Source organism: Alteribacter salitolerans (assembly GCF_016901055.1).
GTDB classification, from domain to species: Bacteria; Bacillota; Bacilli; order Bacillales; family Salisediminibacteriaceae; genus Alteribacter; species Alteribacter keqinensis.
The window spans coordinates 61,544-84,797 of sequence record NZ_JAFEUX010000006.1 but is presented as its reverse complement, the minus strand read 5'-3'; the positions used below and the strand labels follow the sequence as shown (position 1 = coordinate 84,797).

Below are 23,254 nucleotides of genomic sequence, written 5' to 3'. Positions count from 1 at the left end.
AGATTGAGGATGATTGCGAGATTGGAAAGGCAAATTCCCAACGGCAATGTTTCATCTATTAACAGTGTAATGAAAAAAGGGAGTAAAGTCAACAAATTGTTAGATTATTTAGAATTATTACCTTGATTTTATTTGCTCGTATTGCAAATGAAGGTCTTTTAGTGCGGCTACTAAGGCATTATTCGCTTTCCCATGGTACGAGGTTTGGATGGCTTGAATGGAGGAGTCAATGCCATCTTTTAAACTCACACCTTTTAGGATCCGGCCGATAAACGATCGCCCATGGTCTGTAGCCAACGTACAAGAAGCTTCCAAAATCACTCCGTACGTCGTTTCAACCTCAGCCGTAATCGTAAGTGTATCAAAAATGCTTTTGGCTGCCATACCTTGTGGCAAGCGAGCATGTCCTGCAATAAAAACAATATTGGGCTTGGTCATCTGCTTCAATCCCTTCTTTTGCGACCTCAAGGCGTGAGGACGGCTGTCGTTTTTTCAATATGAACATTCATTTGGTTTACAATCGATTTACCAATCTCAATCGAAGCTGTCGCAGCAGGTGAAGGTGCGTTACATACATGGATCGTACGGTTTCCTTTAATCACATAGAAGTCGTCGACTAACTGACCGTCATCCTTTAAGGCTTGAGCTCGCACACCGGCCGGAGCTTTGATTAAATCTTCCGGTTTAATCTCGGGAATGAGCTGTTGAAGGCTTTTCGTAAAACTTGATTTACTTATGGATCTCTTCATTTCGCCCATGCCTTCACCCATGTACTTGCCGGCAAGCTTCCAAAAGCCTCGATTCGTAAGTACTTCCGTGAGATCCCTTATGGAGAAGTCTGTTTTTTTATACCCTTCTCGCTTAAAACTCAAAACCGCATTCGGTCCTGCTTCCACTTCTCCTCCGATCATTCGGGTAAAGTGAACCCCTAAAAAGGGAAAGTCCGGGTTAGGTACTGGGTAAATCAAATGCTTGACGAGAGTTCGTTTTTCCGGTTTGAGCTTATAATACTCTCCCCTAAACGGGACAATCTTCACATCGGTCACATATCCGGAAAGGTTCGCAACACGATCACTTTGTAAACCTGCACAATTTACGATGTATTTAGATTGATAGCTCCCTCGATTCGTTTCAACGGTTACAGCGTCTTTTTCTTCATTTATTTTCATTACTTTCGTGTCGAGAAGAATGTCACAACCTTGTTCCTGGGCGATTTTCGCAAACGTCAGGCTCACCTGTTTGTAATTGACAATACCGGCTCCGGGTACGTGAATAGCAGCCAATCCATTTACATGAGGTTCAATCTCTTTTAGTTCTCCTTTATCGATCATCCGTGTGTTCAATTGATTTTCAACGCTTCGTTGATACAGGGCTTTAAGCCGTGGCACCTCTTCTTTTTTCGTTGCTACGATAACTTTGCCGCAAATATCGTGTTCAATGCCATGCTCTTCGCAAAAGGCTGTCATGGACAAACTGCCTTCCCGTGCAAAGCGAGCCTTGAAACTTCCCGGCTTGTAATATATGCCCGAATGAATTACACCGCTATTATGACCCGTTTGATGGGTTGCCAGCTCTTTTTCTTTTTCGATCAGCAATACTTTTGCAGTTGGGTACTTCTTGTAAAGTGCCATGCTCGTCGATAGTCCGACAATGCCGCCTCCAACGATGATAAAGTCGTACATACGCATCCCTCTTCCTATCTTTTCACTCGATTACGACCGGACTTCCACTTTCTTGAGTTCGCCTAACAATAGCGGCACAATTTCGAACAAGTCGCCTACGATTCCGTAGTCGGCCACTTCGAAAATCGGTGCGTCCGGATCTTTGTTAATGGCCACAATCGTTTTCGCGTTCGACATCCCGGCTAAATGTTGGATCGCTCCTGAAATCCCGACCGCAAAGTACAAATCGGGGGTAACGACCTTTCCCGTTTGACCGATCTGCAACGCGTAATCGCAATAATCCGCATCACAGGCTCCACGAGAAGCACCTACCGCTCCTCCCAAATGGTCTGCAAGTTCTTGTAACGGACGAAACCCATCTTTATTTTTCACACCGCGACCTCCTGCCACAATGACGTTCGCTTCAGATAAGTCTACCCCTGCCGTTGCTTTTTGTACAACTTCTTTAATCACCGTTCGTAAGTCCTTCAACACCACCTCAAAGGTTTTAACCGCCCCTGTTCTGGCTTCATCGCGCTCTTTAGCCTCGATATTGTTCGGACGGATCGTAGCAAACACGCTACCGCCAACATGCTTTTCTTTTTCAAATGCTTTACCGGAATAGATCGGGCGAGTAAACAGCACTTCTTCCCCCATCACTTCCACCGCCACAGCATCGGATATGAGGCCTAAACCAAGCTTCATAGCCAAACGAGGCGAAAGGTCTTTTCCGATGGACGTGTGTCCCATTAAGATCGCGTCCGGCTTCTCTTCGTCAATCACTTGTAAAAGCGCTTGTTGATACGCATCGGTCGTATATAATTTCAGTTCGGGGTGGTTCACTGCAATCACCCGATCAGCTCCATATGAAATAAAAGGTTCGGCTAATGAATTCACATCTTCTCCCAATACGACTGCAACGACCTCGCCCCCGTTGGCTACGTCCACTCCTGCTGATACAGCTTCAAACGAAACCCCGCGCACGTCACTGTTACGAATTTCTCCAATTACAAGTACTTTTTTCCCCATTTTATCTCCTCCACTTCTTTTTTTGTATTAAATCTTCAACGCCGAAATCAACTTTTTCACCTGTTCAGCAGGCTCTCCGTCAATCATTTCCCCGGCTTCTTTCTTAGGTGGAAGGAACACTTCCACATTCCTCGTTTTCAATTCCAAGTGATCTTCGTCAAGCTCAAGGTCCTCCAAGTCAACCACCTCAAGAGGCTTCTTTTTCGCCTTCATAATTCCCGGAAGGGACGGGTAACGAGGTTCATTCAACCCTTGCTGAGCTGTAACCAAAACCGGAAGCTCCACTTCGACCTCTTCTTCATCTCCTTCAACATCTCGACGAATCGTTGCTTTTCTTTCCTCAATCGTGATCTTCGTAGCGGTCGTGACTTGTGCAATTCCTAAACGTTCCGCCACTCTGGGTCCCACTTGACCACTTCCCCCATCGACTGCCACGTTCCCGCAAAGGATCAGATCATATTCTTGTTCGGACAAATAGGTAGATAAGATAAGGGCAATGCCCGCCTGATCCAGCTCCTCGACTTCTTCTCGATCAATGAGCACTCCTTTGTCCGCCCCCATGGCTAACGCCGTACGTAGCTCCTTTTCCGCTTCTTCATCCCCTACCGTGACAACAGTCACGTCTCCCCCATGCTCGTCCTTAAGTAAAATCGCTTCTTCAATCGCATATTCGTCGTACGGATTGATGATAAACTCCGCTCCGGACTCGTCGACTTTATCGTCACTCACTACGATTTGTTCTTCTGTATCGAACGTTCGTTTCATTAGTACAAAAATATTCATGTTTACCCCTCCAAGAAAAGTTATGTGAAAAACAAATGAACCACGTAAATAAAGATCGTATACATGCCGATCATCACCAAAATAAATGCCCCGTTAAACGTAAACGCAACCTCTTTATACCTCCGTCCAAGCAAGTTCATGATGATCACATTTGCTGCTGAAATAGGAGAAAGAATCGTTGCGATTGACCAAGCAGACATGAGGGTCAAAGCAAAAATAAGTGGATCCACTCCAACCTCCAACGGTCTGACCGTTGTGGCCAACGCTGTAATGGTCACAATCTGGTGCACGCCCCCGAGTGCCAAGAGCGCTGTAATCAGAATGATTGATAGAATAAGAAGCAAGACGGAGGATTCACTCACCAACAAAACAAACCGGTTAATGAACGCACCTACCTCTGTTGTGGCAATTACCGCTCCGAAAAAGCCGGCTGTCGTAAAAAGAACCACTTCATTTGAACTTAGTAGAATCGTCTTCCCGCTATACTCTTTCACATTGCTCATGAATTCTCTTTCCACTCTCAAGTACAAACTCCAAATGATCGCGACCAATACGGCTGCGAACGTGACGCTGATGATCATGCTTATACCGAGTAACCGGTCAATCAGAAAAACAGCGCAAAAGAATAGAACAAATACTATAACCAGCTCATAGATCCGTCTCATCCGCACGGTTTGGACTCCCGCTGAAGAAAAAGCAGTGTCTTTTGCGAACTTGGAATACAAGACGTTCGCTACGAGAATATGAAGAACGGCAATTCCCAAACCAAAAGGCAGATAGGTGTATAGGGAAAGACCGACCAAGTTCAGAACAAGCAGCAATGATGCGAAGAAAGGAGACCATAACAGAGTAGAGGTAAACCCTTGCATGTAGCTTCTTGCAAGAAGCCCCTTCGCTAACGCAAGCTTCTCTACCAAGTTGTTCATCAGCTTGATCGAACCCATATTAATCACCGGTCCAATGAGAAAAAAGACGCTTGTTATGGAAAAAAACAATCGATTATTGTTTCGACCGTGCTTTTTAACAAAATTGCTCAGTTGCTCATCATACTTACCTAAACGTAAAGGAAAGCCCATGACCGGCACCGTCACTAATAACACAACCAAAGGAAGGTTGACCGTAAGACTGCTCTTTATCAGTCCAACGTTTCCTGTCGCCATGATGATTAAAAAGCCGGTCAGGAGCATAAAAGAGCTGATCACTCTTGAAAACCCTCTTAAATGACCGAGCAACAAAACGATAACTACCGCTGTTAACGTAGCCAAAATCGCTTCTCCATAAGGGACGACCACTAACGTATGAACCACATAAACCACGATCAAAAGCTTGAGTAACCATGTTTTCAGTACAACCATCATCAAAACGCCCTCATTACTTCAGATTGGCACCTCTGGTGAATCGTGCTTATTTTCCGGTCTGTCTTTTTAATTCTCCCGCAATGATGTTTCGTTGAATTTCAGATGTACCTTCGTAGATCTTCGTAATTCTCGCATCTCGGAAATAACGTTCGATCGGATAATCTTTCATGTAACCGACCCCTCCGTGAATCTGAACAGCCAGGTCGGCCACCTTATTGTAGACTTCGGACCCGTATAGCTTTGCAATGGCTGCCTCTCTTACGACCCGCTGCTTTTGATCGGTCATCCAAGCCACTCTGTACGTTAACGAACGAAGGGTTTCAATTTGAACGCTAATATCTGCTAACATATGTTGAATGGCTTGCTGGTCGAATAAAGGCTTTCCGAACTGTTTTCGTTCGAATACATACTCCATGCAATGTTCAAGAAGCTTTACGCAAGAACCGAGATTCCTTGCAGCCAGACCCGCTCGACCATTTGCCAAGATCTTCAGGGCATTCACGTACCCTTGCCCTTCTTCTCCGAGCACATTTTCTTTTGGCACTTCCATGTTTTCAAAAAACAACTCGGCTGAATGAGAGCCTCTTAACCCCATCTTTTCTTCGACCGCACCAAGCTGAAAACCAGGAAAATCTTTTTCAACGATAAAGGACGTAATTCCTTTTGCACCTTTTGTTGGATCGGTAACCGCCATCACCGTAAATACGTGACCATCCACCGCATTGGTAATGTAATGTTTTGAGCCGTTAAGGATGTACTTGTCCCCTTTTTTCTCTGCTCTCGTTTTTAAGTTGGCCGCATTCGATCCTGCACTGGGCTCCGTCAGGGCAAACGCTCCAATCCATTCTCCCGTCGCCATCTTCGGTAAATACCTCTGTTTTTGTTCTTCTGTTCCGAGCTCTACGATCCCAACCGAGCCAATACCGGTATGGGCGCCAATCAAGGTGGTGTATCCGTTATGTGTTTTTCCCAGTTCTTCGTATATGGCACATTTTCCGATCATGTCGAGCCCGAGTCCGCCGTATTCTTCAGGGATACTGATACCAAACAAACCTAATTCTTTCGACTTCTCTTTTACGATTTCAGGGATTTCATTTGATTGTTCGATTTCCATTGCCACCGGCTCGACTTCCTCTTTTACAAACTTTCGGACGCCTTTACGCAAAAACTCTATATCTTCCGTTAATGAAAAGTCCATGTCTCTCTCCCTCTCTATCCATTTTTAAGACACACAATCTACTTGATCATAAATTAATGCAATATTCATGCCATGATCAAAAACCGACGAATGGTGCACGTTCTTGAACATGGATAAGGTTATGCAATCCACTTGGGTATCAATTGATTCATTATTGAATTATTGTGATGACTCGCTTCTGAATCTCTTGCTCATAAAAGAAGCACCTGCATCCCGCAGGTGCTTCTTTTATGCTTTTGGTCCTCCCGCTACATAAAGGACTTGGCCGTTTACAAATGAAGAGGATTCTTCGGCGAAGAAGACGGCAGCATTCGCAATGTCTTCTCCTTTTCCCGTTCGACCTACAGGAATGCGTGCTTTGCTTGCCTCGATCAAAGTCTCAAAGTCGATTCCTAATCGGTTAGCGGTTTGTTTGGTCATATCCGTTTCTATAAATCCCGGGGCAATGGCGTTTGCCGTAATCCCGTATTTGCCCAACTCTAATGCCAACGTCTTTGTAAACCCTTGGATACCGGCTTTAGCCGTAGCATAATTGGCCTGTCCTTTATTGCCGAGGGCAGAAGTAGAGGAGAGATTAATAATACGTCCGTATCGTTCTTTGACCATATATTCTTGAACCACTTGGCTGCAAATGAAGGCTCCTTTTAAATGGACGTCCATCACATCGTCCCAATCGCTCGTTCTCATTTTATAGAGCAAGTGATCTCGAATGATGCCCGCGTTATTCACTAAAATATCAATCCGCTCGTAGGTAGCTACAATCTTGTCACACACGCTTTGGATCTCGTCTCGTTTACGAACATCAGCCTTAAAAACAAGCTGACCGGCTTTCGATCCATCTTCAAATTTGCCAGCGTCATTGTCATAGTCTGCCACGCATACTCGGGCTCCCTCAGAAAGAAATCGATTCACAATCGCTCGACCGATGCCTTTACATCCCCCGGTAACGAGTGCCACTTTACCTTCTAATCGTCCCACGTGAAACGCCCCTTTACATTACTTTCCGACAAAGTTGGCTTTTCTTTTTTCGAGAAAAGCTTGCGTGCCTTCTTCCTTGTCCTCAGACGAGAATAAGATTCCTTGTGCCAGCTTTTCAATGAGAAGGCCTGTTTTCATATCTGCTTCAGAACCGGCGTGCACGGCAATCTTCGCCAGTTTTAACGCTAATGGTCCTTTAGAAAGCATCTGATGCGCAGTGACCATGACAGTCTCCAACAGTTGATCCGGCTCGGCGACTGAAGATACAAGGCCAATTCGTTCCGCTTCTTCTGCGCCGATAATCTTCCCAGTCAAAATAAGTTCAAGGGCTTTTCCTTTCCCCACAATACGTACTAAACGTTGTGTTCCACCTGCACCGGGGATGATCGCCAAGTTTAACTCCGGCAAACCCATCTTGGCATTGGTTGATGCCACTCTGATGTCACAAGCCATGGCAAGTTCACAGCCGCCACCTAAGGCAAATCCATTAATCATGGCAATCGTCGGCTTATCATACGCTTCAATTTCATCGTACACTTCCTGCATTCCGCCGGCTTTGAACACGTCTATCGTTGATTTCTCCTTTAATTGAGCAATGTCTGCCCCGGCAGCAAACGACTTTTCCCCTTTTCCGGTAAACACCACACAACCAACAGAGATATCATCGTTTAATTCTTTTAACGCAGCAGAAATTTCTCCTAACGTTTCTTTATTCAAGGCGTTTCGTACTTCTTCCCGGTTGATTGTAATAAACGCTACCCTATCGTCTTTGATTACTTCGATATTTGAAAACATCATTCATCACGCTCCTTTTTTTGATTGCCAATTTCTTCTTCGACCAATGACCTCTTTAACAACTTTCCTACCGTGTTCTTTGGAAGGGCACCTCTGATCTCGAAGTCTTTCGGTACTTTATACCGAGTCAGGTTTCTGTAACAGAACCCTTTCAATTCTTCCACATCGGCAGTGGCCCCTTTCCGCAACACGATAAAGGCTTTGATGACTTCTCCTTTTTCTTCGTGAGGGATTCCTACAACAGCAACTTCCTTCACATCTTGGTGTTCGTATAACACATTTTCGATTTCCCTTGGATACACGTTAAACCCGCCAATTAAAATCATTTCTTTTTTCCGACCGACAATGTAAAAATAGCCATCTTCGTCCATCATGGCCAAATCTCCCGTATAAAGCCATCCATTTCGTAACGCATTCCCCGTGTCGGCTTCGTTGTTCAAGTATCCCTTCATAATCTGGGGACCTTTAATAATCAATTCACCAACGCATTTCGGTGGCAGTTCCTGATTGTCATCATCTACAATTTTGCTTTCTGTGCCAGGTAACGGCAGACCGACACTTCCAATTTTTCTGACCCCTTCAGCAGGGTTACGGTGAGTCGTAGGTGACGCTTCAGACATACCAAACCCTTCACCAATCACAGCACCTGTTAACGATTCAAACCGTTTAATGATCTCAACCGGGAGCGGTGCCGACCCGCTAGAGCAAAACTTCAAACAATCAAGACCGTACTTTTCCACTTCCGGATGCATGACGAAGGCCGTGTACATACCGGGAACACCGGGAAAATAAGTCGGTCTGTAAGTCTTGATCCATTCCAAAGCTCTTTGAATCTCAAACTTCCTCATGAGCAAGATCGTCGCGCCGATCCGGATCCCCAAATTCATCCCGGCTGTCATGGCATATACATGGTAGAGAGGGGTTGCCACCAGGAACACTTCTTTCCCTTGTTCCATGTTGCTTCCATACATCGTAAAGCTCTGCTCCACATTTGCTACCAGGTTGTAATGAGTGAGCATCGCCCCTTTCATCTGACCTGTTGTGCCACCGGTGTATTGAATCACGGCCACATCTTCTTTTACATCGATCTGTGTATCATGAGAGACGCTTCCCCCCTCATTGATTTGCCTCTCCAAACTGAAGAGCTCCTCGGTATCTTCGCTTTTGTCCGGCGCATCAGAGACAATGATGGTTTCAATCGCTTTAAGACCATGTACATGAAGAACGGTGTCCAGGTTTGTTTTTGAAACGACAATACGCTTGATTCTGGCGCTATGAATGATTTGGACAAGCTCTCTAGGTGTATAATTCGGGTTGATCTGCACGACAGTCATCCCCAAAGCCTGTGCTGCATAAAAACAGACAATATAATCGGTCTGGTTAGGCAGCATAAGACCGAGCATCTCTCCTTTTTTCATTCCGAGCTTTCTCCAGGAATCAGCCAATCGATTAACCTGATCAAAAAGCTCACCATATGTAACCTTTTCTTCGTCAAAGATTACAGCTATTCTCTTCTCGTTCGTCTTTACCGTTCTTTTCAGCATGTGGTAAAGGGAGTCTTCAGGCACGTTCAGGCTTCTTGGAATGGCACCTGCGTCCTCACTCACTTGATGTGACATCTCTCTCACCCCTTCTCTTAATCGATATGATGCAGTTCTTTCACACCTCTCATTTTAAAAGGACATTCGTTCTACTTTCTATATAGATGCAATACTCATGCCAATTTTTGTGAACAACGATACTCTCCTGTTTTCAATGCATCTGGTGATTTAACCCCCCATACTCTATGTTTTAGCCCTACTGTTAAAGAGGAGTGTTGATACGAAAACAACTTGGTCATTCATTAATGAATCAAGAAAAGAGGACCTAACGGATAGGACCTCTTTCAATTCCTCTTTATTTGCCTGTTTTGATGTTATACTTCTTCATTTTCCTTACGATCGTCGGCTGACTCGTTTCCAGCTTATCTGCTATTTCATACGTGTTCGTAAATTCTTTTGCCGCTGACGCCAGCACCTCTTTTTCAGCACGTTCGACTGCTTCTTTTAGGGTCATTGACGATGAACTGCTCGGGACGGGGATATCACCTGTGGTCAAGTATTCTTCCGGGAGGTGTTCAATATCGATCATCTGCCTGTCCGTGACGAGCACCAATCTCTCAATCAAATTGGACAGCTCTCTTACATTCCCACTCCATTTAAAGGAAACAAAGAAGTTTTTCAATCGATGACTCATCGTCTTTGATAAATCATATTTTTTGTTCACTTTATTCAAGAACATGTTCACTAATGGGACAATGTCGTCTCTACGCTCTCTTAACGGAGGAATTTGAATCGGTATCACATTGAGACGGTAATATAGATCTTCTCGGAACGTTCCTTCTTGTACCATCTCTTTTAATTTACGGTTTGTAGCGGCGATCACTCGAACATTTATTTTCTTGGGCTTCGTTCCCCCTACCCGCATAATCTCTTGTTCTTGCAATGCTCGCAACAACTTCACTTGGAGTGACAAAGAGAGTTCGCCAATTTCGTCCAAGAACAAAACACCTTTATCCGCCAGTTCAAACATTCCTGCTTTTCCGTTTTTACTAGCCCCTGAAAACGCGCCTCCTTCATAGCCGAACAACTCGGACTCGAGTAGCTCCGCAGGAATCGCACCGCAGTTGACTTTAATGAAATTCCCTTCTTTTTCTCTGAAACTGTTGCTGTAAATGTATTTGGCGAGTACGTCTTTCCCTACACCTGTCTCTCCTAAAATCAGAACCGTAGCATCCACATTCGAGATCCGGTTGGCCATCTCGTATATGAGTCTTACTTCTTCACTCGCCAAAACGATGCCACCGTCATCTACTTTTTTTCCTTTCAACGTTTCCAGCTCTTTTTTATACGTCTTGTTAAGCTCCGTCGCTTTACTGAGAGCCGCTTGAAGCTCATTGAGCTCCGTTAAGTCTCTGGCGTTTGTTACGATTTTTTCGATTTCCCCTTTGGCGTTAAAGACCGGATTCCCCGTTATGAGCATCTCTTTGCCTTCGTAGTTGGATTGGACAAAAGAGACCGTTCTTTTTTTCTTTAGTACATGATGAGTAACCGAGTTTTTCAATATGCCTCTCTTGATCAATTCGTCGACACGCTTACCAACGAAGTACTCTTTAGGTATTCTTGTGACCCGTTCGATCGCTTTATTCGTTTTAAGGGTCATGCCGTGTTTGTCCGTAATATAAATCACGTCATACGAGTTGTCGATAATCGCGTCCAACTCTCTGTTCAGCTCCTCCGTCCTCTTCAGACGACTCACAAGTTTTTTTACCCCCGTTGACTGCACGCCGATATACAAAAACTCTTTACGCGGGTGGTCCATCACCTCTTTTTTAATAAAAAGGTATGAAGACCCGTCAATCAGAATATGCAGGATCTCCCCTTCGAAATAATTCTTTATCTCATTTGCTTCGATGCTTTCTTCAAGTTTGTTTTGTTGGTTGATCTCGATCAGTTGGTTCAGTTCGTCATTCGCATTAATAATCCGACCGTCCTGATCACCAATGAACGATGGAAAGGGTAAAAAATTTAAAAGTTCCTCGCGACTAATATCCTGTAGTTCCACGTACGGCACCGCCTTTTACCCATAATATATTTTGATATTTCAGATAATTAAATATACATTGTAACCGATATCATTTCTTTTTATTGTATCATTATTTGACAAGGCTTTTTGGGCAGCTTTGAAAAATGTATTGAATTAATGGTTTACTAGCTAACTTCGGTAAAGCTGAAGCTAACGCCACCAAATGAAAAATATCTCCCATAAACAAGTCCTGGCTCCCAACAAAACAAAGGTTTCTCCCAAAAAACAGTAGAGTAGTAGACGAGGGCTTTCGCCCTCGGATCTCTCGTCAAACCGGACGTGCAGCTTTCCCGCATCCAACTTCCTCTTCGTCAGTTCCCCATCTCCGGGAGTGAGTAATTCCAGGCTGTACTTTACCTGCAGACCTTTCGGATTCCCCTTCACAGGAGACATCTTGTCCACCCTTTTCTTTCGAGGGAGGATGTCCCTTCGTCTACAGTACTTTAAAGGGTTAAGTTACTGAGTGGATCTTTACCCACTTGGAATGTGTGCCTGCGGGCCACACCAAAAAACCCCACCCGTTGTTTTGGGTGAAGGTTAGGTAATGATTTATTTACAGCCTTTAAAGATCAGCCAGTAAAACCGGCTAACCTTCTGGCATACATCATATTATAATAACGTGCATTATACAGTACTTTTCTTTCTCCAATTTTAGAACCTATATTATCATTGGGAGAGCGGTTATTCATCTCGATTATCCAAATTTTTTTATTTTGATCAACACCAAGGTCAATTCCGTAAAACCCCATATTGTGTCCTGACTTATCAACCTTTTCTGCCGCAAGTATAGCGAGTTCAGACATTCTTTTAACAAAACCTGCCGCCTCTGTTTCATCTAGATTAAATGCCTCCATCAGCAGCTCAGTACCCCGGTATACCTTTCCTCCTTGAGAACGGTTACTTACAATTCTCCCTCTGGCTCCTTTTCTCCCGAATATAAACAGACTATGCCAGTGTTTATCCTGATCTTTTACCATTACGACGCGGAAATCGATTTGATGCCCAGGAATAATATCTAAATTTAAGTTACGTTGAATAATAAGCCGGCTTCTTTTATAGATTTTTTTAACAAACCGATGTACCTGTTCTGAATTCTGAAACTTATATTTTTTTGTATTATTTCCCTTTCCCGCCGAAATCGTTATACCATTATCCTGCCTTTCTATTTTTAAAATCTTTTTCCCTTTTTTCCCTGATAACGGCTTTAGGTACGCTGAGGATCCTTGTGTAAAATACAGGATATCCATTGTACTTTTGTAAACCTTTGTTTCAGGGAGGTGATTATTAATCTCCGGAAACTTCTTCAGCATTTTATACATCTGCCATTTATTAAAATGGGTTGAATTGAAGATTTTCCCTTTCAACACACTTTCCAGATAAAATAGGTTTTTCTTTGAAACATATGCCCTGTTAATAATACTGGCTGGGAATGAATAGTTTCCGGCTGTCCATCTTTTTGTTTCCGGATTATAAAGGTACCCTTTTATCCGCCTGGCTTTCTTATTCACTCTGTCCATTGAAAAAACTAAAATGGCTCCTTTGTATGCAGCGTATTGATTAACATAACTCTTTAGCATCATTAATTTTCTCTTTAGGTTTCTTTCACGAGTAGAAGCCAGTATACCAATATAAGGTCCTAAAATAATACTATGGTGCATCTTTTTAATAGAATATATTGGATAAACAGGAATATTGAGAGTATCCATAATATCCCCTGAAACTTTAACTGTTTTTATATCATCTGATTTTTTTATGATAACAGGTAGTGATTTTATTCCAAAACTAATGCGCTTCTCGCAATTAACTCTTATATTCATCTTCTCTGCTAACAGAGAAGGTAACGTAACCGCTCCACTTGTTTTATTATCTCTGACTACTTTACATTCCATTTTGTCACTCACTTTCAATGAAACCAACACGTTTACTTGCATCATATGCAGGTCTCATATTAAAGTGAGCTTATTTCCATTTTTTGGTCACTGCCTGTCTTTAAAATATGTGTATGTCCTCTTTTATTCTGGTAGCAGCATCCACACTTTCAAATTTGTTGAAACTGATAGAATTAAGAGAGAGATCTTTTATTATTATTATTAATTAAGGCGTCCAGACAAAACCAATTCTCTTTCATATTAATAATTGAGTAGAAAAAATGGGAGGATTAGAATGATTAGGACGCCAAGGAGATTTTCTAAACTTAGTATGCAGGAGATTCTTTCTCAAAACAGTGTGGTAAAAGAAACTCTGCCTGATACGAAAAGGCTGACCCAAAAAAACTTTTGGGCAATGTTAAATCAATATAATGTTATTGTTTTAAAAAAAGAAAACTACGGTAAAGGAATTGGGATATTAAAGGTAAAAAAATTGGGAGAAGACAAGTATGAGGTTCACCGTGAAGATGAAAGAAGAGTATTCACTAATAAAGGTAATCTCTACTCCTTTGTAATGGATAATACAAAGGGAGCCCAGTATCTCGTTCAACAACATGTTGCTTTGGCTAAAATAAACGACTCACCTTTTGATATTCGAGTGATTGTTCAGCGGAAATTCGGTACTGATAATTGGGTAGTCACTGGTAAATATGCAAAAGCATCAGCAAAAGGATTTTTCAAAACGAATTTAGCTGCAGGCGGAAGAGTATTTCCTGTTGAAGAAGCAATAAGGTTATCGACCATTGTTAAAAAAAATGATATTTCAGCACTTCTTTCAAAAATTGATAAAGTCAGTCTTGAAGCCACAAAACAAGCATCTGCTACAAAGAAATTTAAAAACTGGCTGATTTGGGGAATGGATGTTGGAATAGAAGATAATGGCCGGATCTTTTTTTTCGAAGCAAATGAGGTGCCTGGAACTAAAGGGTTCAACAGATTAAAGGACTCTTCAATGAGAAGACGAATTAAAAAGATTAAAGTCTATAATCGCAAAATGAGAAGGAGAAATAGAAAAAAACGCAGATAATAGCAGCCGTCATATCCGGAAAGCTGCTGTTGTATTCTAACAAAAAGGCTCCCAACCAAAAATGGTTGAGAGCCTTTGAAGTGTTGATAATTAACGCTTAGAGAACTGAGGAGCACGACGAGCTGCTTTAAGACCGTATTTCTTACGCTCTTTTATTTAAATATTAAATATGAAAAACCTAGGAATAAAACAATTTGCAAAAAGCCTTATTTTATAGGGCTTTTTTCATTTGATAAGAATTAGATAACATACCGTTATATATGTTTGGTGGTCAGAATGTGGTCACGTAATATTAGTTACTTTATATTTCAAGAGTCAATTTTGTGTTGTTGACCCTCCTTTTTTTCGATTTGATGTTTGATTTTGAGTTGTACTATTTTACTGTACAAAGTATTCATAAAGTAATCGTCGTCTAAATAATAAAGCGAGTAATCACTTGAAGTAGATTTCACAGATCGAAATAGGTGTATTAAGAATTCATTTTTTATATTAAAAAGTGGAGTTAAATTCATATGGTTTGAATATTGATCTTTAAGCTCAACATCATCTTTCATTTGTATCTGATTTTTAATAATGTAATTAAATTGAGAGTACAAGAGCAATGTTAGTTTTTTAAGACAATAATGCTGCGTCTCTTCATTAAATTTAAATGTATACTTTAGTTTAGTGCCCTTCTTGATAAAATCCTCAAAATATACCACTTCTTTATCGGAGTGAAATTGATCAATAAAATCATTAGTAACCTGATGTAATACCTTGGAGTTAACATTGTTGGAAATAAATTTAATAAGAAACCCAGTAGCTTCATGATTTGAAAGTTCAATACTTTTAAGTACCCCTAACAAAAGAATAAATGTGCTAAGTTCATTGGCTCCTTTTATACCTTCTTGCTGTCTGAGATTTATGGATATTTTATATTTATGTTGCTGAGTTGTTCCAGTAAAGACTTTACGTATCCCCTCATTACTTTGAGTAAAATTAGAAAAATGCGATAATGTATGTGACACATTAACTACTGTTTTTAAGTCTCTGTTGTCTATCGCCAATTGAAGTACAGTTGAATAAATGCTTAGATAACCATTAATCTCACTAGCTTTCGGAGTAGACTTGATAAATACTGATAAAGTTTCTAGCAGGTACATTAAAGAATGCTTTTTGTTGTTGTATATATACACTGCTAACTGATCAAGAACGGTAAAGTATTCTTCCCTCATTGACCTCATTTCGTCTTTAATCCATTCGGGCTCATTTCTAGGAAAAACCCCTGGTAATAAGTAAATATAGTTTTCTAATAGATTGTTTGCAAGGTCAATTTTATCCTTTTTATATATACCCATAATTAAAAAAGAGTAGTGGCTTAACATCTGCCTATAATATTCAATGAACATAACAGGATGAGACTTAAACAATTGAATAATTACCTGCTCTTGTTTAAATATCGAATGCACTATGCCATTCATTAAAAACCATACTTTATCACTTATCCAATCAGAAATTTCTTTTTGAAACTTCCTATCCATATTGTTATCTTCCAATATAGTAAGTAACTGAAAAAGTGATTCCAAAACAAATTCTGATTCTTCAAACAATTTTTTCGCTTTAGAGTCCTTCGTTCTTTCATTTAAGAATGCTAGCCTTCTATGCATTTTACTTGATTGCTCGCTTAATTTCCCTACAGATGTTGTGACGTTAGTATTTCTTACTAAGTTTTTATAACACGAAAAAGCCAACAAGGTCACGAAAAAGAGTAAAAGCAAAGAAACGTCAAAACGTGCTACATTATCAAAATAAATACTACGGGCAGCAGCTTCCGTAGGATTGGTCGGAAATTGAAGACCTAAAAATGCTATATATGTTATACCCAGGCTTAAAATAAACATAAATAATATTGCAAGACTATACCGCGAGGTTAAACTAACCATAGCTAAAGAGAACCCTATTTCTTGCTTGTAAGAGAAGAGCAAGATGGTAATACTAATCGAAAAAAGTAACCCTAATGCTGTTAATATGTATTTTATCGCTTTATCTAGATAAAGGTAAGGGATATCAAAGTAACTGTATACGTCGAGGCCACCAAAGTTATCAGGTAGTACATAATAAATAATGAAAAAAATTACCCAAAACAAGAAAACATAAAACAAAAAATATTTTTTAAGAGAGTTTATACCAGCGTAATAACTCGTATTGCACCGGTAGTATGTATTGTATAACCAGTCTATTACTGTACTAATTCTAAGGTTATAAAACCCCATCAGGAGTTTTGTTATTTTTTTTCGTAACAAGTAAATTATTAAAATGATCAATAACACTAATAAGACTGTCATCCAGATCATTAAATGCACCCCCAACAATAATAATAGCAGAGATTTGGTAATCTCTGCTATTATTATTGTTGAATATATTCATTTTTGAAGTATTCTTCCATTTTATATGTGGATATCTCTACGTTAGATCTTTCATGTTGGGACAACTCTCTTCTTGCTTCGATCCAGGGGTCCTCGTTATGAGTAATATTTTCAAGAACTTTTCCTTCTTTATCTCCATACAACTCCCAAACCAGCCCTAGTGTTTCTAACACATCTTTTTCAAAAGTCGCTTCTTTTACATCTTCTTTTTTTGGTAATTCTCTAAATCCGAAAGCTTTGTATTTACTGTAGAGTTCTGGGACAACTGGCCCGTGTGTCCAAGCTTCAATACGGTTTTCGAATATTTTCTTGCCGGTCAATGCTAAATGCCAGGCCTGAGCAAAATAAACAAGCTTTTGTAGTTTTAGATGAGTAATAGCTTGATTAGTACCAGGCACAGAACGGCTAAGGAAATAATCCGATACATCAAGTACACTTATTTTTCTTGGAATAAATAAGCTAACCATTACTCCACCTCCAAAATTATAAATTATAACACAATTCTGTTGAATAAGTAACCTACATTTCTTAATACAATCATATAATAAAAACTTGACTTTGTCACTGCTTTACCCATTTCTTTAATTATATACTCCTTTATACTCGTCTCCTCACCAACTATTTGCAGGGATATTAATCAAAAAACTTTTCCTTGTAATACCATATGTAGTAAGTTGGTCAATGGTGACTTTTTTTTATGATTAACACCTTGTATGAAATAAATCCGTATATTATTATCATAAAATCAATTTAAGTACAGGATCTTCGACGATTCTTTTGCTTATGCATCGTCTGGGTCTCAATAAGGGGTCACGTTCTTTAACTTATCCTCTACAAAAACATTCAACCTGAAGGTGTGGAAAAAATCCCCCTTAAAATATAATCGCATTAATACTCATGGAGAAAGTTGGCGTTGTATATAATATTAGAATTTATAAAGTCGTCTAGCTGCTTTAAATTCGGAGGCTTGGTAATAATCAAATTTTGTATGATTTTCAATTAACCAGTTTATTTGCTCTTTTGTAGGTTTAGAATATATCCCAATAGTTGAATCTTCGGTATCCGAAGTGATATTGATGAACTTTGAATTTATTGCTTCTTCGTATGTACTTTTCGTTAATTGTGGTAATACACTTCTATGTTCTCCATACTCACAACTGATAAATATTCCGTTTGGACACAGCCATCCTGTAAGTCCTTTTGTTCTTTCCATGTTTACCTCCAGATAAAATTATCACTGAAATAATATACATTCTTTTTCTATGCAAGCTAAATGGGAACAAAGACAGACACATCACAGAAAAGCAATTTACAACTTATTTTCTGCTAATGAAGAAAGATGTTATTATTGTGCCACTCCAGGTATTCCCGTTTCGGCGTGCCATGTCTAGGTACTTTAATTCTTACACCGTTATATGGAGTTAATTCTTTGAAAAGAGCACCATCCTCATACACTTTTGGGGATAATTTCACTCTATAATCCGATGTAATTGTAATGAAACCTTTATCAAAAGCTTGATCAACGAATGTAGATAGACATATACCATTACGCGGATCCAGTCTAGTTTCTTTATTTATTGACCATGGAATAATGTGGGAACCTACTAGAAAGCCCCTAGTTTTAATTCCTGTTATTGCACACCTATACCCGTAATTTCTTTTTACTTGATCTGAAAAAACCACCTGATAATTCCCGCGAGTTTTGCTTACACCTAGAGAATCACCAACATAATAGCTTTTCTGTTGCTGTTTTTGTATCGCAATAACTTGCTCTGCGAAACCCGAATCTTCAATATTAGTTTCTCGGTTCGCTAAACCTGCTAATCCTAAGAAGTCTTCTTTTGCAATTTTGTTCATTCCGTATTGGTTAAAGAACCGTTCCCACGTTTCACCTCGAGGTTTAAATGTCCACTTAAAGTGACTCAACTCGGACTTTAAAAGAACGGGGGTAAACGGAACAGGTTTAATAACTTCCCCCGATAATCGATCTTTCCCTACCCTACGGATAGTGCCAATCTTACCAGCCCCAAAAAAATAAAACTCCCCTTTAACTTCCGAGAATGATTGAGGACGTCGGTATATGAACAAGTCACCTTCATTAACAAGATTATAACGACTTGGTGACCAATCGTATGATTTAAAATCTACATCCCCGTGATCCTGAAGGGTACCTTTAGTATCAAGGATAAAGTATTGAGTATCGGTGTTTTTCAGTTCAAAATCAAATTCATCCAAAATTTTATTCACTAAATACCACTCCTATTAGATTAGGATATTATAAACATTACCTGCAGCAGAGGGTTTAATTGCTTCCCTGTGTATCCTCTTTCGTTTAACACAACGAAAAGGACTCAGTTAACTCTGTAATCGCTTGTAAGACGAGCTTTTATCCTTAATAATAACATCCATATTTAATAAAGCTCAGATAAAGTAAATAAGGACTCAATGGAATAATTTTACTTTAATTATACGTTTAATTTGTACCATAGTAAATAACCTTTACATAAGCTGTCTAGGTTGCACTAGGTGTATTTAACTTTAAACGTTGAATAGAGCCTATCTTGAAACAAGCCTTTATCTACAACAGGTGAATCTGTTATTTTTTTAGCTTCGCCATTTCATTTAGTTGTGCCTGTGCTCTTTTTTCTTTTAAGTACATCAAAATTATCCGAAGTTTAAAGAACACAGTTCGGTGCATGTTTTTTGGTTTAACAAGATGGTCCACTTGATTCAACCAATCAGTGCTCTGCAACTCCAACCTCTGACAGACTTTATGTATCTTCCAGTCTAGTTCAGCGACTCGATTCCCTGATATTTGCGTAGTTCTGTATGCTAAGTCATGACATAATCTACAATAGAATTCACCCCTCATATAAAAAAGCTTTCCTTTTCTGTCATCACATCCTGGGCATATAAACCACGGCCTCTTACCTCCGAGATTACAATCAGTCCAGGCAATACCAAGCGCCCGGTTCTGTGATTCACCATCTTTTTCAATCCACATTGGCAATTCTTTTGTAGTTGGGTCAATATTATTTTGTACTTGATCAATCTTTAAACACTTACATTGCTCCAAAGTAACTTTAGGTTCCTTTAAGCGAGCACCATAAATACCAGATCCTGTCCCACCCATGCACCATCCACCTTTTTTACCTAAATCATTAGGGAAGTATTCGTTTATAGAACACAGTCTGTTTACCTACTACATTGGCTACCTTTAGATAAAACACCTACAACCACTGAATGATAAGCGTTCCAATGTCTATACTACATTGAACTACAGTTACTACACTTAGTCATTGTAGTAAGTGTAGTAAGGAGTAGGAACCTACTTCCTACCCCTTATCTTTCATTGTTACCAAAGGATCGAAACCTGTTGTAGTACCTGTAGTAAAACTATAGATCAGGGTGAACGTGGAATATTACTTTCTTGCCTTTTTTATCCATTTGAATAAACCCTCTTATTTCAAGGTTCTGTAAAGTTTGTTTCAATTCTTCTGATCTTCTGAATCTTTTATTCGTTAATAGTTGTACCGTACGGTAATCAACTGTTTTTTTGTTTTGTTCCTTGATTTTCTTAAGCAAGTACTTCGCATTTACATCAGTTTTACTTACACCCATGACACCGTGTGCCTTTTTAGCATGCTGGATAAAATAGCTTCTTAATTCATCTGCTTTTTTCAAGGTATTAATCCCCAGCTCTGAAGGAATTTCGCTATTTACATGTTCAGCAACATGTAAAAGCCCAGCTATCCTAATGATCTGACCAGCCAGCTTCCCTATCCATCCCCGAAAGCTTTCAGGCAGATCGTCTTCCCTGAGCATTTCTTCAATTTCAGTACGCATATGTACTTCATAACCTTTCGCTTCTTTATCCAGACTTAACTGCGTTGGAGTACCGCCTCCTAATTGTAACAATTTGTTTATATGGACATAAAAGTTCATTTTATCGTTTTCAGACATCCCATTAGGCTCTATTTCCCTGTAGCCTACTTTCGATAAAGGAAAAGAATATAAAAACCTTTGAGTTAAGCCTCTGTCTTGAAATGTAGACGGTATCTCTTTTACCACAGATGGTTGAACAAATAACCCAATAGTAAGAGTTGGATTGTACAGCTTTATCGGGTCTCTTCCGACCCGATCGATTGACACATTATCAGCTGAATGACCCTTTAAATATATATCAAGATTAGATGATTTGGCGTATCGTCCCGCCATCATTTGAAATACTTCGGCCCCTTCTGCAGATAAGATGGATATTTTTTCATTATTACTAGCCATTAAATCAGCTAGTTTCTCGGGAGTAGCATCCGCTGCGATAAAAACAGGAACAGTAATTTTAGGCGCTGTTTCAATTTCTTCTCTCACTGTAAAGATTTCATCCATTACCTGGGGATCATTGCTCCTTGCAAAGTCCTTTTCCAACTTCTCAATTCGCTTCTGTTTTGCCTGCAGCCACTGTTGTTGTTTAGCCGCCGCTGATCTAAGAAGTTCTGTTTGCTCTCGCTCAAACTCCATAACAGGCTTGATAAAACTTTTGAGTACGGATGATTTACGATTTGCAGATCCCAGGGCCATCACAGTATAAGTATTTAAAGTCTCTACCCAATCACCAACAATCTTGACTTCATACTTTCTTGCCAGTATCGTTGATAATATTGAAATTGCAGCGATTCCAGAAGCATCTTTTGGGGTTTGCGTGGTTTCTGCTACCCCTTCTACAAAGCGTCCCAACCATTCAGGGAAAATTGCTGTATTGAATTCAGCAAGCTTATAATCATCAAAGCCTATAGGTTCACTCCATTCAATGATGGATCTATTATCATCTGTTAATTCTTTCAGTGCATTTACATAGTCCATTCCCTCCCCTCCTTCTGTCGCCTCTTGTACTCCAGCCTAGCTACAGAGTTGAGCACTCGTTCCAGTTCCACCCGTTTCAATGGTGGGTTTACTCTAGCTTCATTCCAGAGGCGCATTATTTCTGGGACTAGGACCGGATCTATTTTTCTAAACAAATATCCTGATAAAGAGGCTGCCGCGATATTCCGTTCTCCTTCACATACACCGTTAAGTAAATCTGACCAGTAAGAGGAAGGCTTTTTTTGAATTCGTTTTCCTTTAGTTTGTACTATTAATTCCAGTAACCAGCTTGGAGCTTTGGCAATTGGAATTTGGCGCGGTTTACCCATTACTTCCCACTTGTACTTTTTACCACTACTATGCCTTGAAGGAGGGGCAACGATATAGCCGCCCTCCCCTCTTATATCTATCCCCGGCATTATACTTGTTCTGTTAAAGATACCGTTCTGATGTTGAAACAAATAATGATATCCACACCCTCCTGTTTGAGCCTTAACTGTCTGAGGAATCTTCCCATATTGATCCGTTAGTACTTTCAGCGATTTATCACCGCCGTGCTTCGGATCTATGTCTAGTACGAAAAATCCACTCTTGCTCCCAGTAGCAATACCTACATTTGATTGAGATACGCCTGAGAACATTTTAATGATTTTATCTGTTTGGGCTGTAGCTGCCTTTACCCCGTTGAGGGTCCTCGGGTGCTTCCCAGGGCTTGTACATGCTTTATTACATGTACAACGCCCCTTTTCAATTGAATGAACCGGAAAAACAGCCCATTTAAGCAATTGCGTGTATCCAAGTGCAGCTTGCAATGCTATATTTTCCGCTGGAAAACAACTTACAGTGTCAAGACTTCCATAATCAACCATGTTGGACTCCTATATTTCCACGCATCCATTCCCTTATATCAGAACGCTTTAACCTTATAACCTGTCCACGCCTAAAATAAGGAATATCGTTGCAGGCAATCATGTCCCTAACAACCGGAACGCTGACTTTAAGATATGTAGCAGTTTCCTTGATCGTCATGACCTCGTTTTCAGAACTGTCTTCTTTCATTTCTTGAACCACTTCTTTAAGGACACCTTTCAGGTCCTCCCTGTGAACTAACCAGGTATCATCCGCTAGCTCAATTTTTACGCTCATAGCTTAGATACCTCCTTAATTAGCCATCTTTTGTCTACATACTCCAATTCTTTCGAAAGTATGGATAGAAGAGTCCTCTCATTAATATTAAGCAAGCTTGCAACTTCACCAAAGGTATGACCATTGTTGCTTATTAATTCCCTTATATCTTGGTTACTTTGTTCTTTCATTTTCATTCCACCTTGTTATTTTTTTCTGATCATTTCCACAGCTCGATAAATTATCTTTTTTTACTTGCTCAATTACATCGAGAATTTCACCTTTCAACGTTGATGGCATTTCATGCCGCATCCATCTAAGTAAAGTGCTTTCATGTACGTTCAGCTTTTCGGCAATTATCCAGTTAGGTATATTTCCTTTTTCCTTTCGAATGATCTGGTTACGTTTAAACATTGGTCATTTCCCCTTTCAGAATAGTGATAATAATGGTACAATCTTTATATTAAACAGAATATCACGATA

Annotated in this window: 22 protein-coding genes and 1 pseudogene; 1 reads left to right on the top strand and 22 read right to left on the bottom strand. The window is 40.2% G+C overall.

The window, feature by feature from the left end; all coding sequences use genetic code 11:
• Positions 1–117 precede the first annotated feature (117 nt).
• The 11 genes from JSY36_RS13045 to JSY36_RS12995 all read right to left on the bottom strand — a co-directional run bounded on the left by JSY36_RS13045 (position 118) and on the right by JSY36_RS12995 (position 13,360).
• Positions 118–438, bottom strand: a complete 321-nt coding sequence (locus JSY36_RS13045; protein ID WP_205166715.1) for a DUF3870 domain-containing protein — start codon at positions 436–438, stop codon at positions 118–120.
• A 26-nt stretch (positions 439–464) separates the two neighbouring features.
• Positions 465–1,682 (bottom strand): L-2-hydroxyglutarate oxidase, encoded by a 1,218-nt coding sequence (gene lhgO / locus JSY36_RS13040; RefSeq protein ID WP_205166714.1) that lies wholly within the window; start codon positions 1,680–1,682, stop codon positions 465–467.
• Between the two features lie 30 nt (positions 1,683–1,712).
• Complete coding sequence (locus JSY36_RS13035) at positions 1,713–2,690, bottom strand: electron transfer flavoprotein subunit alpha/FixB family protein (RefSeq protein WP_205166713.1); 978 nt, start codon at positions 2,688–2,690, stop codon at positions 1,713–1,715.
• Between the two features lie 27 nt (positions 2,691–2,717).
• Positions 2,718–3,473: an electron transfer flavoprotein subunit beta/FixA family protein gene (locus tag JSY36_RS13030; RefSeq protein WP_122901610.1), complete on the bottom strand. Its 756-nt coding sequence runs from the start codon at positions 3,471–3,473 to the stop codon at positions 2,718–2,720.
• A 20-nt stretch (positions 3,474–3,493) separates the two neighbouring features.
• Positions 3,494–4,831, bottom strand: coding sequence for a hypothetical protein (locus JSY36_RS13025; protein WP_205166712.1), 1,338 nt, complete (start codon positions 4,829–4,831; stop codon positions 3,494–3,496).
• Positions 4,832–4,877: 46 nt separating this feature from the next.
• Positions 4,878–6,029 (bottom strand): acyl-CoA dehydrogenase family protein, encoded by a 1,152-nt coding sequence (locus tag JSY36_RS13020; protein WP_205166711.1) that lies wholly within the window; start codon positions 6,027–6,029, stop codon positions 4,878–4,880.
• Positions 6,030–6,257: 228 nt separating this feature from the next.
• Entirely contained in the window at positions 6,258–7,007 is a 750-nt protein-coding gene (gene fabG, locus JSY36_RS13015; RefSeq protein WP_205166710.1) for a 3-oxoacyl-ACP reductase FabG, read from the bottom strand.
• Positions 7,008–7,025: 18 nt separating this feature from the next.
• A complete protein-coding gene (locus tag JSY36_RS13010) occupies positions 7,026–7,805 on the bottom strand; it encodes an enoyl-CoA hydratase/isomerase family protein (protein WP_205166709.1) in 780 nt (259 codons plus the stop codon).
• On the bottom strand, positions 7,802–9,421 hold the full coding sequence (locus tag JSY36_RS13005) for a long-chain-fatty-acid--CoA ligase (RefSeq protein ID WP_205166708.1): 1,620 nt from the start codon (positions 9,419–9,421) through the stop codon (positions 7,802–7,804). The genes JSY36_RS13010 and JSY36_RS13005 overlap by 4 nt, the downstream gene beginning before the upstream one ends.
• A 277-nt stretch (positions 9,422–9,698) precedes the next feature.
• A complete protein-coding gene (locus JSY36_RS13000; RefSeq protein ID WP_249414155.1) occupies positions 9,699–11,405 on the bottom strand; it encodes a sigma-54 interaction domain-containing protein in 1,707 nt (568 codons plus the stop codon).
• Positions 11,406–11,995: 590 nt separating this feature from the next.
• Entirely contained in the window at positions 11,996–13,360 is a 1,365-nt protein-coding gene (locus tag JSY36_RS12995) for a YheC/YheD family endospore coat-associated protein (RefSeq protein ID WP_205166707.1), read from the bottom strand.
• A 229-nt stretch (positions 13,361–13,589) separates the two neighbouring features.
• Here JSY36_RS12995 and JSY36_RS12990 point away from each other — a divergent pair, with 229 nt between their 5' ends.
• Positions 13,590–14,381 carry a YheC/YheD family protein gene (locus tag JSY36_RS12990; RefSeq protein WP_205166706.1) on the top strand — a complete coding sequence of 264 codons (792 nt, stop codon included), beginning with the start codon at positions 13,590–13,592 and terminating at the stop codon, positions 14,379–14,381.
• 90 nt (positions 14,382–14,471) lie between these two features.
• Here the strand turns inward: JSY36_RS12990 and rpsI are convergent.
• The 11 genes and pseudogenes from rpsI to JSY36_RS12935 form a co-directional block, all read right to left on the bottom strand.
• Positions 14,472–14,537: pseudogene (rpsI, locus tag JSY36_RS12985) on the bottom strand (30S ribosomal protein S9); the annotation flags it as partial.
• A 152-nt stretch (positions 14,538–14,689) separates the two neighbouring features.
• Positions 14,690–16,714 (bottom strand): hypothetical protein, encoded by a 2,025-nt coding sequence (locus JSY36_RS12980; RefSeq protein ID WP_205166705.1) that lies wholly within the window; start codon positions 16,712–16,714, stop codon positions 14,690–14,692.
• A 53-nt stretch (positions 16,715–16,767) separates the two neighbouring features.
• Positions 16,768–17,253 (bottom strand): Panacea domain-containing protein, encoded by a 486-nt coding sequence (locus JSY36_RS12975; RefSeq protein WP_205166704.1) that lies wholly within the window; start codon positions 17,251–17,253, stop codon positions 16,768–16,770.
• A gap of 458 nt (positions 17,254–17,711) precedes the next feature.
• On the bottom strand, positions 17,712–17,999 hold the full coding sequence (locus JSY36_RS12970; RefSeq protein ID WP_205166703.1) for a hypothetical protein: 288 nt from the start codon (positions 17,997–17,999) through the stop codon (positions 17,712–17,714).
• A 113-nt stretch (positions 18,000–18,112) separates the two neighbouring features.
• Complete coding sequence (locus JSY36_RS12965; protein ID WP_205166702.1) at positions 18,113–19,033, bottom strand: HNH endonuclease; 921 nt, start codon at positions 19,031–19,033, stop codon at positions 18,113–18,115.
• A gap of 349 nt (positions 19,034–19,382) precedes the next feature.
• A complete protein-coding gene (locus JSY36_RS12960; protein WP_205166701.1) occupies positions 19,383–19,919 on the bottom strand; it encodes a hypothetical protein in 537 nt (178 codons plus the stop codon).
• Between the two features lie 263 nt (positions 19,920–20,182).
• Positions 20,183–21,646 (bottom strand): YfjI family protein, encoded by a 1,464-nt coding sequence (locus JSY36_RS12955; RefSeq protein ID WP_205166700.1) that lies wholly within the window; start codon positions 21,644–21,646, stop codon positions 20,183–20,185.
• Complete coding sequence (locus JSY36_RS12950) at positions 21,634–22,515, bottom strand: bifunctional DNA primase/polymerase (protein WP_205166699.1); 882 nt, start codon at positions 22,513–22,515, stop codon at positions 21,634–21,636. Before JSY36_RS12950 ends, JSY36_RS12955 begins: the two co-directional genes overlap by 13 nt.
• Entirely contained in the window at positions 22,508–22,792 is a 285-nt protein-coding gene (locus JSY36_RS12945; RefSeq protein ID WP_205166698.1) for a helix-turn-helix domain-containing protein, read from the bottom strand. The genes JSY36_RS12950 and JSY36_RS12945 overlap by 8 nt, the downstream gene beginning before the upstream one ends.
• Positions 22,789–22,962 (bottom strand): hypothetical protein, encoded by a 174-nt coding sequence (locus tag JSY36_RS12940; protein ID WP_205166697.1) that lies wholly within the window; start codon positions 22,960–22,962, stop codon positions 22,789–22,791. The genes JSY36_RS12945 and JSY36_RS12940 overlap by 4 nt, the downstream gene beginning before the upstream one ends.
• Positions 22,946–23,185, bottom strand: a complete 240-nt coding sequence (locus tag JSY36_RS12935) for a hypothetical protein (RefSeq protein WP_205166696.1) — start codon at positions 23,183–23,185, stop codon at positions 22,946–22,948. The genes JSY36_RS12940 and JSY36_RS12935 overlap by 17 nt, the downstream gene beginning before the upstream one ends.
• Positions 23,186–23,254 lie beyond the last annotated feature (69 nt).